This window comes from Marinomonas ushuaiensis DSM 15871, assembly GCF_000521805.1.
Lineage (GTDB): Bacteria > Pseudomonadota > Gammaproteobacteria > Pseudomonadales > Marinomonadaceae > Marinomonas > Marinomonas ushuaiensis.
In genome coordinates this window covers 205063-221254 of record NZ_JAMB01000002.1, presented here as the reverse complement: position 1 = coordinate 221254, position 16192 = coordinate 205063, and the positions used below count along the sequence as shown (strand labels likewise).

16 protein-coding genes are annotated in these 16192 nt (G+C 42.0%); 11 read left to right on the top strand and 5 right to left on the bottom strand.

The window, feature by feature from the left end; translation table 11 throughout:
* The first annotated feature begins 38 nt into the window (after positions 1-38).
* Positions 39-617 (top strand): TetR/AcrR family transcriptional regulator, encoded by a 579-nt coding sequence (locus MUS1_RS04480; protein ID WP_036159587.1) that lies wholly within the window; start codon positions 39-41, stop codon positions 615-617.
* Between the two features lie 3 nt (positions 618-620).
* Here the strand turns inward: MUS1_RS04480 and radD are convergent, their stop codons facing one another.
* The gene (radD, locus tag MUS1_RS04475) at positions 621-2378 is read right to left on the bottom strand and encodes a DNA repair helicase RadD (RefSeq protein WP_036159585.1); all 1758 of its coding nucleotides are present in this window, start codon (positions 2376-2378) and stop codon (positions 621-623) included.
* Between the two features lie 18 nt (positions 2379-2396).
* On the opposite strand from radD, the gene MUS1_RS04470 reads away from it, so the two are divergent.
* The 10 genes from MUS1_RS04470 to MUS1_RS04425 all read left to right on the top strand — a co-directional run bounded on the left by MUS1_RS04470 (position 2397) and on the right by MUS1_RS04425 (position 12407).
* Positions 2397-3161 carry a 2OG-Fe(II) oxygenase gene (locus tag MUS1_RS04470; protein ID WP_245595742.1) on the top strand — a complete coding sequence of 255 codons (765 nt, stop codon included), beginning with the start codon at positions 2397-2399 and terminating at the stop codon, positions 3159-3161.
* A gap of 143 nt (positions 3162-3304) precedes the next feature.
* Positions 3305-4309: an oxygen-dependent tRNA uridine(34) hydroxylase TrhO gene (trhO, locus tag MUS1_RS04465; protein ID WP_036159583.1), complete on the top strand. Its 1005-nt coding sequence runs from the start codon at positions 3305-3307 to the stop codon at positions 4307-4309.
* 215 nt (positions 4310-4524) lie between these two features.
* Entirely contained in the window at positions 4525-6756 is a 2232-nt protein-coding gene (gene dnaX / locus MUS1_RS04460) for a DNA polymerase III subunit gamma/tau (protein ID WP_036159580.1), read from the top strand.
* 15 nt (positions 6757-6771) lie between these two features.
* Positions 6772-7098 (top strand): YbaB/EbfC family nucleoid-associated protein, encoded by a 327-nt coding sequence (locus tag MUS1_RS04455; protein ID WP_036159578.1) that lies wholly within the window; start codon positions 6772-6774, stop codon positions 7096-7098.
* A gap of 9 nt (positions 7099-7107) precedes the next feature.
* A complete protein-coding gene (gene recR / locus MUS1_RS04450; RefSeq protein ID WP_036159576.1) occupies positions 7108-7701 on the top strand; it encodes a recombination mediator RecR in 594 nt (197 codons plus the stop codon).
* Between the two features lies 1 nt (position 7702).
* Positions 7703-8845: a ribonuclease D gene (gene rnd, locus MUS1_RS04445; RefSeq protein ID WP_036159574.1), complete on the top strand. Its 1143-nt coding sequence runs from the start codon at positions 7703-7705 to the stop codon at positions 8843-8845.
* A 69-nt stretch (positions 8846-8914) separates the two neighbouring features.
* Positions 8915-9208 (top strand): YcgL domain-containing protein, encoded by a 294-nt coding sequence (locus tag MUS1_RS04440; RefSeq protein ID WP_036159572.1) that lies wholly within the window; start codon positions 8915-8917, stop codon positions 9206-9208.
* Between the two features lie 23 nt (positions 9209-9231).
* Positions 9232-9711: a YcgN family cysteine cluster protein gene (locus tag MUS1_RS04435; RefSeq protein WP_036159571.1), complete on the top strand. Its 480-nt coding sequence runs from the start codon at positions 9232-9234 to the stop codon at positions 9709-9711.
* A gap of 49 nt (positions 9712-9760) precedes the next feature.
* On the top strand, positions 9761-11626 hold the full coding sequence (locus MUS1_RS04430; RefSeq protein ID WP_036159568.1) for a VWA domain-containing protein: 1866 nt from the start codon (positions 9761-9763) through the stop codon (positions 11624-11626).
* Entirely contained in the window at positions 11619-12407 is a 789-nt protein-coding gene (locus MUS1_RS04425; protein ID WP_036159567.1) for a class II glutamine amidotransferase, read from the top strand. Before MUS1_RS04430 ends, MUS1_RS04425 begins: the two co-directional genes overlap by 8 nt.
* Before the next feature lie 154 nt (positions 12408-12561).
* Here MUS1_RS04425 and MUS1_RS04420 read toward each other — a convergent pair whose 3' ends face one another.
* Genes MUS1_RS04420 through MUS1_RS04405 form a run of 4 tightly spaced genes read right to left on the bottom strand, consistent with a single transcriptional unit; the run spans position 12562 to position 15411 of the window.
* Complete coding sequence (locus MUS1_RS04420; protein WP_036159565.1) at positions 12562-12864, bottom strand: DsrE family protein; 303 nt, start codon at positions 12862-12864, stop codon at positions 12562-12564.
* Between the two features lie 19 nt (positions 12865-12883).
* Positions 12884-13615, bottom strand: coding sequence for an ABC transporter ATP-binding protein (locus MUS1_RS04415; RefSeq protein ID WP_036159563.1), 732 nt, complete (start codon positions 13613-13615; stop codon positions 12884-12886).
* Positions 13600-14382 (bottom strand): ABC transporter permease, encoded by a 783-nt coding sequence (locus tag MUS1_RS04410; RefSeq protein ID WP_084035554.1) that lies wholly within the window; start codon positions 14380-14382, stop codon positions 13600-13602. The genes MUS1_RS04415 and MUS1_RS04410 overlap by 16 nt, the downstream gene beginning before the upstream one ends.
* A 9-nt stretch (positions 14383-14391) precedes the next feature.
* Positions 14392-15411 (bottom strand): ABC transporter substrate-binding protein, encoded by a 1020-nt coding sequence (locus MUS1_RS04405; protein ID WP_036159561.1) that lies wholly within the window; start codon positions 15409-15411, stop codon positions 14392-14394.
* Positions 15412-16192 lie beyond the last annotated feature (781 nt).

Sequence of the window (16192 nt, the reverse complement as noted above, 5' to 3'; positions counted from 1 at the left end):
CTAGACTCTGTAAATATATTATTTAAGGGAGTGTTAAGGTGAGTCTTCGTCAGCAACAAAAAGCCAATACACGGTCAAAAATTAAAACGATTGCTAAGCAAGCTTTTTTGTCACAAGGCATAGAAGCAACTAGCACCCGTTATTTAAGTGATCAGGCTGGTATTGCTGTTGGGACATTGTTCGTTCATTTTCCAGATAAACTCTCTTTAGTAAAAGACATCTTTTTTGATGAAATGGATGTGTCTTTACGTGCGGCAGCCTTAGCGCAAAAGGCTTGTACCTCTCCCATTGATTATTTACTGCAAACGGCTCAAATGCTGTTCGAATTTTATGACGCTTACGCTGAATTTACACGACAGGTTTTATTGGATAGCTTGGCTAACGGTGGCTTTCATACTAAGCAAATGGCGGTGATTTCAGAAGGCATTAAGAAACGTTTTAGGCAAGTTGGTATAGACGAAAAAGCAGCCGGTATCTTTACTGATAACATGATTGCTAATTACTGGTTTGTATTGCTGAATGGCGTCCCTAAAGGTGTTTTGGGCGACGAATCTATAAACCACTTAAAACGTCTAAATCTACCTTTTGAAGCGTCTTATAAAAATGCAATAAAGTAGCTTTTATTGAAGCTCGTTTGCCTTTCTGTAAGGTCCTTGGTAATCAAATAATCTTTCTGTAACTTGCCAGTGTTGTTTTTGCTTTTTAGCGATAACGAAGTCTGGTGTGGGGAGATAAGGTAGAAACTTCTCCACTTCTTCTAATGTGTCAAATTGAATGGATTGACTGCCATTTACCACTCTTCTACCAAACAAATCATTAAAAGACTGTCGTGATTTTTTGTAATTGAATCGAAAGGTTTCAGATAGCGTTAAGCCATCTTCATCGTGATAAGTAATTTTCAGGCTTTTGTCTTTCCAAATTATTTCTGGTGTGATGTCGGAGCAGCGTAATACCTTGTTGTTTTTTAGGTTTAAGGCGCTTCTTAACAAGTCATCAGGGTCGATAAGTTTTTCTGCGCAATGTTGGCATTGTCGGGCGGCGATGTCGTTTTCCTCGTTACAAACAGGGCAACGTTTGAAGCGAAAGCGATAAGAACATTGAACTTCGCCTTCGTGAGAGTCGACTAAACCGTGGCAACGACGGCCAAAATGTTCAAGAATGTTTCCTTCAGCGTCTTTTCTTCCCCAAAACGTATTGGCAAAATCACACTCAGGACAATGAACCTGAACGGCAACAGAGTCTTGTGTTGGTTTTTTTTCGCCTATTTCTGGTTGGAATATGTTGTAACCGTTATTTGTGTAATCCAATACCAAGCAGTCTTTCTTTTCTGGGCTTAGCCTTAAACCTCGACCTACAATTTGTTGAAACAAACTAATAGATTGAGTCGGTCGTAAAATCGCAATCACATCCACATGAGGGGCATCAAACCCTGTGGTTAAAACGGAAACGTTAACAAGGTATTTAATTTCTTTGGCTTTGAATGCATCGATTAAAGCGTCTCGTTGTTTGAGTTTTGTTTTTCCCGTAATAAGAGCTGTTTCATTAACGGGCAAATAACTGGCGATTTCCTTGGCGTGATCTATCGTTGCGGCAAAGATCATTACGCCTTGACGTGCTTGGCTGAGCTGCATGATTTGCTCGGTGACGGCTTTCGTGGCGCGCGGATATTTATGAATGAGCTCATTTAAAGCGATGTCGTCTGTGTTTTGTTCACCGTCTAAGCTCTCGGTTAATAGACTGAAATCATAATGGGCAATCGCAGCATCGTAATGAATAGGAGGCGTCAAATAGCCGTTTTTTACCATGTGTTGAAGTGGTAATTCAAAAATACACTTTTTGAAAAGGTTGTTGGTGCATTGACGTGTGTAACCATGATAATGGTTTTGATAGATCCAGCCACTGCCTAAGCGATAAGGCGTGGCTGTTAGGCCGAGGATTTTTACTTTAGGGTTCAGAGCTCGAAAATGCGCCAATGTTTTATTGTATTGCCCGCTGTCTTCCATACCGACACGATGGCATTCATCAATGATGATTAAGCTTACGGCTTCTTGGAAAACATCTAGGTTTGCCGCAATGGATTGAATGCTGGCGAAAGTGGTTTTTTCTGAGCTGTCTTTCTGACTTAAACCCGCAGAAAAAATACCAGCAGATGACCCAGTCGCAAGAAACTTAGCATGGTTTTGTTCGACGAGTTCTTTTACATGAGCAAGGCAAATGACACGACCTTTTGCTAACCGGCTTAACTCAGCAATAACAAGGCTTTTACCTGCGCCAGTCGGCAAAACAATCACAGCAGGGTCATCGCTGTTACGAAAATGAGTAAGCGACGCCTCAACGGCTTGGCTTTGATAGTCTCGTAATATAAAAGGCTGGATCATAAGTATTGAATTCTTGGTGTGTTAGGTGAGTGGCTACAGTACTATAACGACCTTGGTGATTTTGCCCTTTTAAAAGTGATTAATCTATCTATGTCTTTCGACGCTTGGTTAACAAAAAATCCTTATATTGAAAATTCCATTCCCACCTTTACCCGAGAAGAGCCTTTTTCGAACCTATTGATGGATTTACAAACTAAAGGTTGGAGCGTTCAGGATGATTTTTTCTCAGCTGATTTTACTCAAGCGTTAATGGATGAGGTAGAAAATATTCAAAACGCCTACATGCTACAAGCCGGTGTCGGAAGAAAGCAAGATCACCAAGTGGTGCTTGACGCGCGTCGCGATTACATTCAATGGATTGATCCTGACAAACCAATTAAAAAAGACTTTTTAAAAATGATGGAAACGCTACGAGTGGCATTGAATCGTCGTTTATTTTTAGGTTTGTTTGATTATGAAGCGCATTTCGCACGTTACGAAAAAGGCGCATTTTATGAAAAGCACATTGACGCTTTTAAAGGAGAAAGTAACCGTATCCTCTCCACCGTTTTATATTTAAATGAGAGCTGGGAATACGGAGATGGTGGTGAGTTGGTTATTTATGATGAACATAACCCCGAAATAGAAGTGGGGCGTTATTCGCCGATTAAAGGGCGATTGGCTATTTTCTTGAGCGAGTGTTTTTATCATGAAGTACTTGTGGCAAAAAAGACTCGACACAGTGTGGCGGGTTGGTTTCGAGTAAATAACACCACAGGAAAAACGCTTGATCCAGATCAATAGTTTAGAGGTATTTGTTTTTGATACTGTGATTTAGGTGGTTTTTTCTACTAAAACAAACTCGAAAAATGTCTGATAAATCTCTATAATGCGCGCCTTGTTTAATTGCTCTGGTTTTACGTTCCAGATCGCATAGGAGATTACGTGTGTCTAAAGTTGTTGTTTGTGCCCTTTATAAATTTGTTGAACTTCCTCATTTTGAATCCATCCGTGAACCACTTCAGAAAACATTAGAAGATAATGGAATTCGTGGCACCTTGTTATTAGCAAGTGAAGGGATTAACGGAACCGTTGCAGGTTCCCGTGAAGGGATTGATGTAATGTTGGCTTGGCTCTCAAAGCTGCCAGGTTTGGACAATATTGTGACCAAAGAGTCATACGACGAAGACATGCCTTTCTACCGCACAAAAGTAAAATTGAAAAAAGAAATTGTCACTATGGGGATTGAAGGCATCGACCCAAAACGTGTGGTTGGAACTTACGTCAAACCACAAGATTGGAATGATTTGATCTCTGATCCAGACGTTGTATTGGTTGATACTCGTAATGATTATGAAGTGCAAATTGGTACGTTCAAAAATGCAGTCAATCCAAAGACCGATACCTTCCGTGAATTCCCAGCGTATGTAAAAGAAAACATGAACCCAGAAAAGCAAAAGAAAGTGGCCATGTTTTGTACTGGCGGTATTCGTTGCGAAAAATCCACCGCTTATATGCTAGAACAAGGCTTTGAGGAAGTTTATCACCTTGAAGGCGGCATCTTGAAGTACTTAGAAGAAGTACCAAAAGAAGAAACCATGTGGGAAGGTGAGTGTTTTGTTTTTGATAATCGTGTGTCTGTGAATCATGACTTAGAAAAAGGCGAATACGACCAATGTCATGCTTGTCGTATGCCTATTACAGAAGAAGAGAAGCAAGACGAGCGTTACATCCAAGGTGTAAGCTGTGTGCATTGTGCAGACAAGTTCACCGATGAACAACGCAAGCGCTTTGTAGAGCGTGAACGTCAAGTTCAATTGGCTCGTTCTCGTGGTGAAGAGCATATCGGTGCGGAAGTCTCTGATGCAGTTGAAAAACACCGTGTAGAAAAAGCACTAGAAAAAGAACGCCAACGGCAAGTTCGTGAAAGTAACGTAAGTGAAAGTAACTAAATAAAGCAAAAACAAACTAGTACTTTCTCTGTTTAAAAAGTATTTCGTTCGGCTTTGTCGAGCGAAATGCTTCTGTAAATCCAAGCTATTGATCTTTATGGCGAAGTTTTTTGTTATTTATCTGAATACCTACCATCCAGTACGCGAAGAGTGGTTTCGAAATTGCTCCGACTACCGTACAATAAAAAATCGCTTTTTATCAGCCAGTATCCATCATGAGTTATCAAGTTTTAGCACGTAAATGGCGCCCGCAGACTTTCCTTGAAATGGCTGGGCAAGATCATGTACTTCAAGCGTTGGTTAATGCTCTGCGCCAACAGCGTTTACATCATGCCTATCTATTTACCGGAACTCGCGGTGTGGGTAAAACCACCATAGCGCGTATTTTTGCGAAATGTCTAAACTGTGAAACGAATGGTATTTCTCCTGAACCTTGTGGAACGTGCGATAGCTGTCGAGAAATTGTTGAAGGTCGCTTTGTTGACTTGATTGAAGTCGATGCCGCGTCACGAACCAAAGTTGAAGACACTCGTGAGCTGCTGGAAAACGTTCAATACGCACCGACTCGTGGTCGCTTTAAAGTCTACTTGATAGATGAAGTGCACATGTTGTCGACACACTCTTTCAACGCGTTATTGAAAACCCTTGAAGAGCCGCCAGCACACGTTAAATTCTTATTGGCAACAACTGATCCTCAAAAACTCCCAGTGACTATTCTGTCTCGTTGTTTGCAGTTCAATTTGAAAAATATGTCCCCGCAGCGCGTAGTGGATTATCTACAAACTGTATTGAAATCTGAACAAATTAATTTTGATCAACCAGCCCTTTGGCAAATTGGCCAAGCTGCCAATGGCAGTATGCGTGATGCCTTGAGTTTAACGGATCAGGCGATTGCGTTTGGTAATGGTACGATTTCTGAATCTGGTGTGACCGCCATGTTGGGTTTGGTTAATCAAGCCCAAGTTTTGGATTTATTAGAAAGTGTCGTGTCCAAAAATGCCGCCGATGTATTGTCTCGCATCTCAGGACTTGCTGATTATCAGCCGGATTTCACCGCTATCTGCGGCAGCTTACTAGAATGCCTGCATCGTGTTGCTATCGAGCAGCAAGTGTCAGGTGCATTACTTGATCAGCTTGGTGATTTGGCTCGTATACAAGGTATTGCTGCGAGTGTGAGTTCAGAAGAAATTCAAGTCATGTATCAGAATTTGTTGATAGGGCGTCGAGACCTTCACCTTGCGCATTCTGCTCGTGCTGGTTTTGAAATGCTGATGTTAAGACTGATTGCATTTCGTCCTACTCCGCCAATGGTTGTGAGTCATGATGTTCCACCTGTTGTCACTGCTCCACAGGAAGTAACGGAAAAAAAAACACCAATCTCTGATCAGGTAGAAGAAAAGAAAGAAGCTAATTCAGAAGAAACACCTAAAAAAACGCCTGAAAAAACGCCTGAAAAAACACAAGAGGCAGAGTCCAAATATTTGTCTTCTCAAGAGCGTCCGCCCTGGGAAGATGATCCGTCAATAAATAATGCTGATCCTGACGTTAGTATTGAACCTGAAATAACAGCGAATGACTCAACCGATACTGACGTTGAGTTGTCTGGTGAAGATGATATTCCAGTTGACTCTATTGATCCTGACATTACTGCTCTTGACACAGTTGAAATAGAAAGAAAGGTTGAGCCAGAAACGGCTTCATCGGAATTCGTTGAAACCCCTGAAATCACTGAGACCGAAAAGGTCGTTGAGACGCCAGAAGTTGTTGAAACATCAGAAGCACTTCGTGAGCACAAACCCTTTGTTGTTGCTGAATCAGAATTCTCAGACGACGCTCAAGAAGATGAAGATGAAGATGAAGCAGAAGAACGTGCAATAGCGGACGTAATCGATCCTTTTAATCCAGCTGCAGATTTAGTAAGCGCATTAAGTGCCGACGCTGAAGCGTTGCCGGTTATAGAAGATGAGAAAGAGCCAGACACACGATTGTCAAAAATTCCAGATACAATTGCTCAGCCCGCTTTAGGCATGCCAATGCCAGAGCTCAATCATTATAATGAACTGACCATGAAACATTGGTGGTTGGTTGCGCCACGTTTGTCTTTGACTGGCTTAGTGCAAAATATTTTAATGAATTCCAGTTTGGTTGATGCGAGCGATCAAGGCATTCGTTTAGAGGTGCCTTTGGAATATGGTCACATGTTGAATCAAATGCGCTACGAACAAATTCAAGGTGCATTAGGTGGCTTCTTCAATATGGAAGTACCGCTCATAATAGATACCGTGGAAGACACTAGCGGTGTGACCGCAGAAGAATTTGCCGCCAGTAAGCGTGCAGACGCCTTGCAGGTAGCAATTGAACATTTAAATTCACACCCAGTTGTGCAGGCCTTATCGGCGACGATGGGCGCACAATTGGTTTATGATACTGTTAAAGTTAAAGCTTAATTGGAGAGCAAAGTTATGTTTAAAGGTGGTATGGGTAACATGATGCGCCAAGCGCAACAGATGCAAGAAAACATGCAGAAAGCGCAAGAAGAAGTTGCCAATATGGAAGTAGAAGGCCAAGCCGGTGCAGGCCTTGTTAAGATCGTCATGACAGGTCGTCACGATGTTAAGCGTGTTTCAATTGATGATTCTTTGTTTGCTGATGATAAAGAAATGCTAGAAGACCTAATCGCAGCGGCAGTAAACGATGCCGTGCGTAATATTGAAGTTGATCAAAAAGCAAAAATGGAAGCGGCGACGGCAGGTATGTCTTTGCCACCAGGCTTCAAAATGCCTTTCTAGGAGTTTGCTTTGTTTAGTCCCTTAATAAAAGAGTTGATGGAATCATTGCGTTGTTTGCCAGGTGTTGGGCCAAGATCGGCTCAAAAAATGGCCTTGTACTTACTCGAACGTGATAATCAAGGGGCTGATAGATTGGCGAACGCATTACGTGAAGCGCTCGACAAAGTCGGGCGTTGCTCAAGTTGCCGCACTCTGACCGAAGAATCAGAGTGCCAGCTTTGCCAAGACCCGGAGCGTGATCCAAAGCGTTTGTGTATTGTAGAAACACCAGCAGACGTTGTAGCGATTGAATCAGCAGGTACTTTCACTGGTCGCTATTTTGTTTTATTGGGGCATTTATCTCCGATTGATGGAATTGGCCCAGAAGAATTAGGCTTAGATCGTTTGGAAGCCTTGGTTCAGCACAATGATGTTGAAGAGGCGATTATTGCCACGAATTCAACAGTAGAAGGCGAGGCGACTTGTCACTACATTGCTGAAAAATTAAAAACATTGAACATCAATGTTAGCCGTATTGCTCATGGCGTTCCTATGGGTGGCGAGCTTGAATACGTTGATGGAAACACTCTGGCGTTAGCGTTAGAGGGACGGAAGACACTCTAAAATGAATGACCAAGATGAGCCTCTGAATATTATTTGGGTTGCCGACAATGAATCACTGATAAGTTGGTGTGATTACTGGACGCAATTGCCAGTGATTGCTGTTGATACTGAATTTATTCGTCGCACAACCTATTTTCCTATTACAGGGTTGATTCAGATTAGTGAAGGTGACAAAGCTGTACTGATTGATCCTCTTAATATCGATGAATGGGATCCGTTGCGCGCTCTTATGGTAAATCCTTCTGTGATGAAGGTGTTCCATGCTTGCTCTGAAGATTTAGATGTTTTTGATCGTCTATTAGGTGTTTTACCAACACCATTTTATGACACACAAATCGGTGAAGCGTATGCAACAGGCCAATGGTCGTTAAGTTACGTTAAGCTGATTCATGAATACTTAAAGATTGAAGTGGCCAAAGATGAAACTCAGTCTGATTGGGTTCAACGTCCATTAACGGATGCACAAAAGCGTTATGCCGCTCTTGATGTTGTTTATTTAGCCAAAGTATATCCTTTGCAAATTGCTCGTCTAGCTGAAAAAAACATGCTTGATTGGGTATTAGAAGATTGTGAATCTTTGAAATGGCAATATCAAATGAACTCAGACCCAGAGCAAAACTGGGCTGGCGTAAAAACGGCTTGGCGTTTGTCTCCAGCAGGTTTGACTTTACTGAGATTGTTGTTTATTTGGCGTGATGAACAAGCGCGTAAAGAAGATGTACCAAAAGGAAAGATATTAAAGGATCGTACATTGTGGTCTTTATCTAAAATCTTACCGACTCATCATAAAGCCATTTCTGAAGCAGAAGAATTAACCGGTCGACAGCATCGTTTATACGGTGATGTGATCCTAGAAAAAATGGCGTTGGTTGACGAATTGTCTGCAGATGAATATCAATTGCCACTGGAAATTCCTTTGCCTTCTCAAACAGGAGATTTGAGCAAGTCGATTAAATCTTTTGTTCGTGAGCGTTCCACCGCATTGAATATTGCACCAGAAGCCATGATGAAGCGTAAGTTATTAGAGCCTTTGGTACGTTATTTGTACGATGGCACCCAAATTGATTGGAAAAATCCAGCCATGAATGGCTGGCGACGTGATGCCATTATTGATCCCGTATTGGAAAAGTTTAAAAAAAATTAATTCGGGAAATATACTAAAAATCAAAGTTTAAAAGTTTTAATACAGCGAGAAAATCGCTTTGAGAAAATTATGAAACAGCACTTAATCGTAGAAGTTTTTCGCTCTTCAAAACATGATGGAATGTACTTGTATGTAGAAAAAAGCATTGGTCTTAAAAAAATTCCAGAAGAGCTTATGGCGCGTTTTGGAAAAGGTATTAGTGCCATGACAATGTTATTAACGAATGAAAGTAAGTTAGCTCGAGCAACACCGGAAAACGTGACGAAAGGTATTCGAGAGAAAGGTTTTTATTTGCAATTGCCGCCAGTTAAAGATGAATATTTATTAGATCTTTATAAAACACCAACACAAGCTGTTTACTAACGAACGATGGTTGCTAAAGATCTATGATTGCAAAGCGTACAGAACCTTTTTGGAAAACCACACCATTGGAGCAAATGTCTCCAGTCGAATGGGAATCTATTTGCGACGGTTGTGGTAAATGTTGCTTGCAGAAGTTGCAGGACGATGAAACAGAAGAAGTGTTTTATACGAACCTTTCTTGCCATCAACTTAATCCAGCAACCTGTCAATGCAAAGTATACAAAACTCGACAAACAGAAGTGCCAAGTTGTATTACGTTAACAGCAGATCAGATTGATGAATTTCATTGGTTGCCAGATACCTGTAGCTATCGTGTGTTGCACGAGACGAAAAACCTACCGAATTGGCATCCTTTGATCGTAGGTAACAATCAAGAAATGTTGAATCAAGGATTAACCGTTCGACATTATGCAGTGAATGAGAATACAGTGGACGAAGAAGATTGGGACATTCACATCATAAAGTGGGTGCATGGTATGCCAGAGCCGTATGATGTAACTTGATCGAAAGCAGTGGCTAATGTCAGCAAAGTAATTCAAGGAGTTCGCAAACGTGAAGTGGTTGAAAGTAAATACTGTGTTGTTATCTGCCGTTTTATTCTTCTTGGCTCCACTGAGTCAAGCGGATACTCAATTCCGCGTTATTGTGGATGCTTCCGGCAGTATGTTGATCAGTGACCCTGATAAACTCACCGCTGAGGCTCTGCGTCTTATCTCAAATCTTGCGCCAGAAGAAAAAGCCACACTTGGTATTTGGTTATTTGGTGAAGCACCTCGTGTTTTATTGCCTGAAGCACCAGTTAATAAAGACACCAAAGCCAAGCTCGCTAATTATGTTAATAGCTACGTAACACAAGATGTAAAAACCGATTTAGAAGCTATTATGAAACTGCTTCTAGAAACGCCAGATGCGGGTGATTTAGACCAAGGTTTTGATCGTCATTGGATTTTAGTGACCGATGGCATGGTTGATATCAGTTTGGATGAGGAAATCAATAAAGCATCGCGAGATCGTATCCTGAATGATTTAACGAAAAAGCTAGAAGAAAACGGTATTCATCTGCATACCATTTCAATGACAGGCTATACCGACAAAGAACTGCTTGAATCTCTTTCCCTTAGAACCAGCGCCACTCATACAGAAGTTGCCATTCCAGAAGATTTACTCGCGACATTTGATCGTATTTTTTCTCAAGCATCGCCATCGGATGAATTGCCTTTTGACGGCAACCGCTTTGTTGTTGATGATGCGATTGATGAACTTACGTTGGTCGTATTTCACGAAAATGGCATACAGCCACATATTATAAAACCGAATGGTAACGTCTTGTCCTTGGTGAATAAAACCAGTGCGACCGTATCGGCGTCTGATCATTACACTCTAATAACCATCAGCAAGCCGGATTCTGGCGAATGGCAAGTCGATAATGTTGACCTTGAACGTAGTAGTATTCGTATTATTACGAACTTAAGCGCCCAAGCCACACCAATATCGCCAATAGTTTTTGTAAATGAAATGATTTATTCCACCGTTGGATTGTTTGAAAGAGATGTGCAAATCAAAGACGATAAGGTTCTAAATTTACTGACCGTTAGTCAAACTTTAGTACGCCTTAACGGAGAGAAAAAAGAAACTATTTTTTCCTATGAAATGACCAAATCGAACAGCCAATTTAAACAGCGTGTAGCAGGTATCACAGAGCCGGGTAACTATGAACTTATTAGCTTGATTGATGGGAAAACCTTTTCACGCCAACTGAGCCAATATTTTACCGTTCATCCAGCGGTTGAATTTTCTGGAAGCAATCCCGAAGGTAATCTAGTCGCTTTTTCAGCAAAGCCCGTAAACTTGAAACTAAATATTTTACGTTCAAACATGAGGCTTGAATTTACTTATAACAGCGGTGCGGTTGAAGTTGAAGAAATGCCTCTTGTTGGTCAAGGACATTGGGAAAAAATAATTCCAGTTTCCTCTAATGACAGCGTTAAAGTACGAGCAAAATTAGTTGGCGTCACACAAACAGGGTTGCGTTTTGATTATTGGACTCCTTACTGGAGCTACTCGCGCGAAGGCGACGGAGATGTAAAAGTAATGCTAGGTGAAGAGGTACCAGTGAATATTTTATTGACGCCTACCACATCGTCTAATAATGATCTGATGCCAGTCTTGGTTCCGCCTGCTATTTCTATCGTTAATGAAGTGGGAGAAAGTGAAGAGGCCATTCCAGATAGAACTTTACCGCTTAATCCAGAAAAAGCGGCTAACCAACAGCAAGAAGTGAGCATATCCTCCACAGAATGGATAATGTATGCTGCGCTGAATTTAGGTGGTCTTTTAATAATAGGCGGAGGTATATTCTTGTACCGATTGTCGAAGAAAAATAAATCTGCAAAAGGTGATGACGTAAACGATGTGTGAGTTATTAGGCATGAGCGCGAATGTGCCAACGGATATATGTTTTAGTTTTTCAGGATTACGCGCTCGTGGCGGTCGAACAGGGCCACACAAAGACGGCTGGGGAATGGCCATGTACCGCGATGGCGATGTTTGGTCGATTCATGACCCAAGACCCAGCGCCGACTCCGACATGGCAGAAATCATCAGCAGCACCTCATTAAAGTGCGACATTGTTATCAGCCATATTCGCCAAGCCAATGTTGGAGGAGTTTGTTTATTAAATACGCATCCTTTTAGCCGTTTGCTTTGGGGGAAAACTTGGTCATACGCTCACAATGGACAACTTGAAGACGCAATGGCTTTGTTGCCAGTCTCTGTTCATCACCCGCTTGGTAGCACAGATTCAGAACGTGCTTTTTGCTGGATCATTGAGCAGCTGCAATCGCGATTTGGTGAAAATGAACCTTCTCTAGAAATGCTCTCTGGCGCTTTATCTGAACTGGCGTTGCAACTAAAAGCTCGTGGTGTCTTCAATATGATGCTGTCAGATGGCGACAAATTATATTGCTTTTGCACCACCAAACTTCATTGGATCACCCGCCGAGCACCCTTTAAAAAAGCGACCTTATCGGACGAAGACGTCATCATCGACTTCAAAGAAGTCACCACAGACAAAGACGTCGTCACCGTCATCGCGACACAACCTCTAACCCAAGATGAGAAATGGGAACAAATGGAAGAAGGGGAGTTGTGTGTGTTTGATGGTGGTGAAGTTGTCTGCCAAATCAAAACAGACCCTTAAGCGTCGTAAACTCAGTTTGTTAACTCAACTTGGCTATGAAAAGAAAGAAATGGCGGGTTTACATCGTTTAGATAATTAAAGCCTTCCCTAGCTTTTATATATTATCTCTTCTTTCTTCTCTCTTACCCGCATCACTATTCACAGACCAAAGGTCTTACGCTCGCATGTAAGACCAACCTTTCATTTGCTGATGAGCAATGTACTGAACCGCTGCATCGACTTGTTTCACGTTAGCTTGGACGGAAAGTGTTTGCGCTTGTAGGCTGTTACGACAAATCACTAATCTATTTAAAATATCCTCGTCACTAAAGGTAACGGCCAATGCTGCCGCTGGGCCATTGACGACGATTTCTATTTGAGCATCGGGTTCTAGTTTTAGTAAATTACGTGCGTTATTCTGAGCTCGTTTTAGAGCATCTACTGTTGGTGCATGGATCAACAATTGAGTAACTGCCATAGCGATATCCTCTTAAAAATTAAAGTGCGTTTGCAATCTCTTGAGCGATTTTTTGTAATCCATCTGTACCACGATGACGTGGGCGAGATAGATCAATTCGCTTATCTAACACTATGTTCGCAGGTGAACCAGACAGTACCACCACACGGTCCGCTAAATATACCGCTTCTTCAATATCATGGGTGATAAACATCACTGCTTTACGAGTTTGTTCCCAGATTGCTAGCAACTGATCTTGTAAATGTTGACGAGTAATCGCGTCTACCGCACTGAAAGGCTCATCCATCAATAACAAGTGAGGTTGCACCGCTAAGGCTCTGGCAATGCCTCCGCGCTGCACTTGTCCGCCAGATAATTGATGTGGCCAACGCTCAGCCAACTCGTCAAGACGAGTCAGTTTTAGTACTTCATCTACTCGGTTGCGTTTTTCTTCTGCTGTGAGTTTGAGTCCTGTTAGTCCATAAGCTACATTGCTACGCAATCGACGCCAAGGCATTAGACGACCATCTTGAAACACAACACTGCGAGAACGTCGGGTATCATCTTCCTCAACATCAAGAGTAATGCTGCCATGACTCGCTGTAGTAAGGCCGGCAACACAACGTAATAGAGTCGATTTGCCAACGCCAGAGCCACCAACGACAGCGATGAACTCACCATCTTCCATCCGAAGATTCAAATCAGCAAAAACGGGATCTGGACTGTTACGATAATGGTAGCTTAAGTCTTCAATATTTAGGATGGACGCCATGTCAGTACTCGCTTTTCAATAAAACCAAACAGGGTATCGCTCAAGGTGTAAACCAGAGAAATAATTAGCATGTAAACCACAACCACTTCGTAAGCACCAACGCCTGCGGCTGAATTCATTTCTTGTCCCATTCCTGGAACGCCCAACAATTCAGCAGCGATTAATGTCATCCAAGCTTGGCCAATACCGGTACGTATGCCTGAAAAAATCCCCGTTGCGGCTCCCGGCAAGGTCACTTGAAGCGCTTGACGAAAATGTCCGTTTTGACCAAAAGCACGAGCCAATTCATAAAAACGGGAATCCACATTACGCACTGCAGAATAAGTCGCAAAGTAATTTACCCAGAACACGCCTATCGCAATAACAAAGGCAGCTCCTGCATGGCTAACTTTGAACCAAGCAATGGCAAAGACAACCCAAGCCAAAGGTGGAATAGGGCGAAGAATCCGCGCCAACCAAGCGTGTAATGCGTCTAGCAAAGACGACGAGGCGGCTAAGGTACCGACCAAAAAACCAAGAAACGTACCAATCGCCAAGCCCCAAGCATAGTGAACCAAACTAGAAAGAACCGCTGGTAATAAACGTTCAGATGTCCATTCATCAACCAGTGCTTGTGGTAATTTAAAGGGGTCTGGTATGGTTCCTGCTGCTGCCCAACCTGCTGACTGGGCATATTTCCAGAGCATGACAAACGCCGCCACACCGATGATTCCCAATAAAGCACGCCCTAATCGGGATCGTGTTAAAGGGTGAGCCTGTGATGCCATGATGGGCTATTACTCCTTAACTAAATCGTTATAAAAACGAACATCAAACAAGGCATTAAGATCAACACTTACTTTCAGTGTGCCCTGATTAGCTTGAAAATCATGCATGGTACGAGTGCCGTCAATAATGGCATTCGGGTTAGCTTCGAATTGATTACGTGAATTTTTTAATGCATTCAAGACAATCTTCTTCGGTAAACGACCACCACCGACGTATTTACCAACGGCCTTCACTGCTTTTTCTGGATCATTACGTAATTGGTCGGTTGCCGCGATGTGTGCTTTCACTAACGCTTTTACTAGCTCAGGATGTTCATTAATTAGTGATTCACGTACAACCATGACAGCACCAGGTTGATGAGGAAACATACCAGAACCAGACGCGACAACTTTTGCATCGGATTTTTTGTCGCGAATGATGCTAACGACAGGCTCTAAAATTGCCGCGCCATCTACCGCCTCGGTCATTAGGGCTTGTTGAACCTGAGCCGCGCCTTGGTAAATAATGTCGATATTTTGTTTGATTTCATCACGACTCATGCCTAACTGTTTTTGCAACCAATACTGCAACACCGTTTCTGGCACAGAGCCTCTAGGGAAAGTGGAAATGACCGCTTTACGACCTTTGTCTGCTTTGAAACGAGCGAACGCTGTTTTTGCATCACCGTTATCAAAGTAAGGTGACAAGCTACCTAACGCCACCATACTGATCTGCTCAACAATGTTAGAGGCGACTACTTTAATATCTGCACCTTTAGCGCGGGCAACCATTGCGGGCCCAATACCAAGATAAGCAACGTCTAACTGACCGGCCAAAAGCGCTTGTACAATGGCTGGGCCATTTTGAAATTGAAACAACTCAGGGTCGCTAACTCCCGCGCTTTCCAAAGTATTATCTTCCAAAATAATAAAGGCTTGGGAAATCGGAATAATGGGCATGTAGCCAATTTCAAGGGATTTGTCGGTAGCGGCGACTAAACTACTCCAGCCAGATAAAAACAAAACCATGAGAGTTACGAATTGGCGCATTAGAGCACTCCAGTAAATTAAAATTTAAGCGTGAATTATATATAAATTTAAAGAATATTAAAGATGATATGAAGATCGTTTTGAACTAAGTAAATAAGTCATTTTGTAAGGTAAACGGTAAAAGGCTTGAATCCTTTCCGCCCCCAGGTTTCGAAACATAAAAGACGGCGTCAAAAGTTTTGATCCTGACTTTTGTATTACACAACGAGATTCTGTCGTTATTTCCCTTTGATTTTCTTTAAACCACTAGACTGGCGTGATCTCTGGGTCATGTAGGTCACTCTTTTGGGCGTCAAAATCTTATTAGAATGAACATCTTGGCTTGGTTGACTATTAAAACACCATGCAAAAACACGCTGGTCATTTTAGGAGTCAGGCACTAAATGAAAAGAGGTTCCTAAAAGAATAACGGAATGAAGTAATCAAGGAGTGAAAGGGGTTTAGTGCTTATAAAACAAGTAGAAGAGACTTAAATTCGGGTGTATTACGACAGAGTTTGGAAAAAGAACTGGCGGCGTAGTTGGAAAAGAATATTCAATCGTTCATTACTGCGAGTCAAATCACAGGCAGCGAAAGCCAAGTCAAAAAAGACGTCAGTTTCTCAGCTAATAACACTATTTAATCTCCTTCCCTTGAATTTCCACTAAACCAGATTTTGGGCTTTTTAATGTCTTAAATATGTTTTCTTACGCGATAAGTGAAGAAAAAATCCAATGTAACCAAATTATTGAAAAGATTACGCTTCGATTTTTTTTATGATTTATGTGATTTTTAATGTGTG

Coding starts and splice junctions, on each gene's coding strand:
- radD (WP_036159585.1), bottom strand. CDS start 2,378: ATGATCCAGCCTTTTATATTACGAGACTATCAAAGCCAAGCCGTTGAG.
- dnaX (WP_036159580.1), top strand. CDS start 4,525: ATGAGTTATCAAGTTTTAGCACGTAAATGGCGCCCGCAGACTTTCCTT.
- MUS1_RS04455 (WP_036159578.1), top strand. CDS start 6,772: ATGTTTAAAGGTGGTATGGGTAACATGATGCGCCAAGCGCAACAGATG.
- rnd (WP_036159574.1), top strand. CDS start 7,703: ATGAATGACCAAGATGAGCCTCTGAATATTATTTGGGTTGCCGACAAT.
- MUS1_RS04440 (WP_036159572.1), top strand. CDS start 8,915: ATGAAACAGCACTTAATCGTAGAAGTTTTTCGCTCTTCAAAACATGAT.
- MUS1_RS04435 (WP_036159571.1), top strand. CDS start 9,232: ATGATTGCAAAGCGTACAGAACCTTTTTGGAAAACCACACCATTGGAG.
- MUS1_RS04425 (WP_036159567.1), top strand. CDS start 11,619: ATGTGTGAGTTATTAGGCATGAGCGCGAATGTGCCAACGGATATATGT.
- MUS1_RS04420 (WP_036159565.1), bottom strand. CDS start 12,864: ATGGCAGTTACTCAATTGTTGATCCATGCACCAACAGTAGATGCTCTA.
- MUS1_RS04415 (WP_036159563.1), bottom strand. CDS start 13,615: ATGGCGTCCATCCTAAATATTGAAGACTTAAGCTACCATTATCGTAAC.
- MUS1_RS04410 (WP_084035554.1), bottom strand. CDS start 14,382: ATGGCATCACAGGCTCACCCTTTAACACGATCCCGATTAGGGCGTGCT.
- MUS1_RS04405 (WP_036159561.1), bottom strand. CDS start 15,411: ATGCGCCAATTCGTAACTCTCATGGTTTTGTTTTTATCTGGCTGGAGT.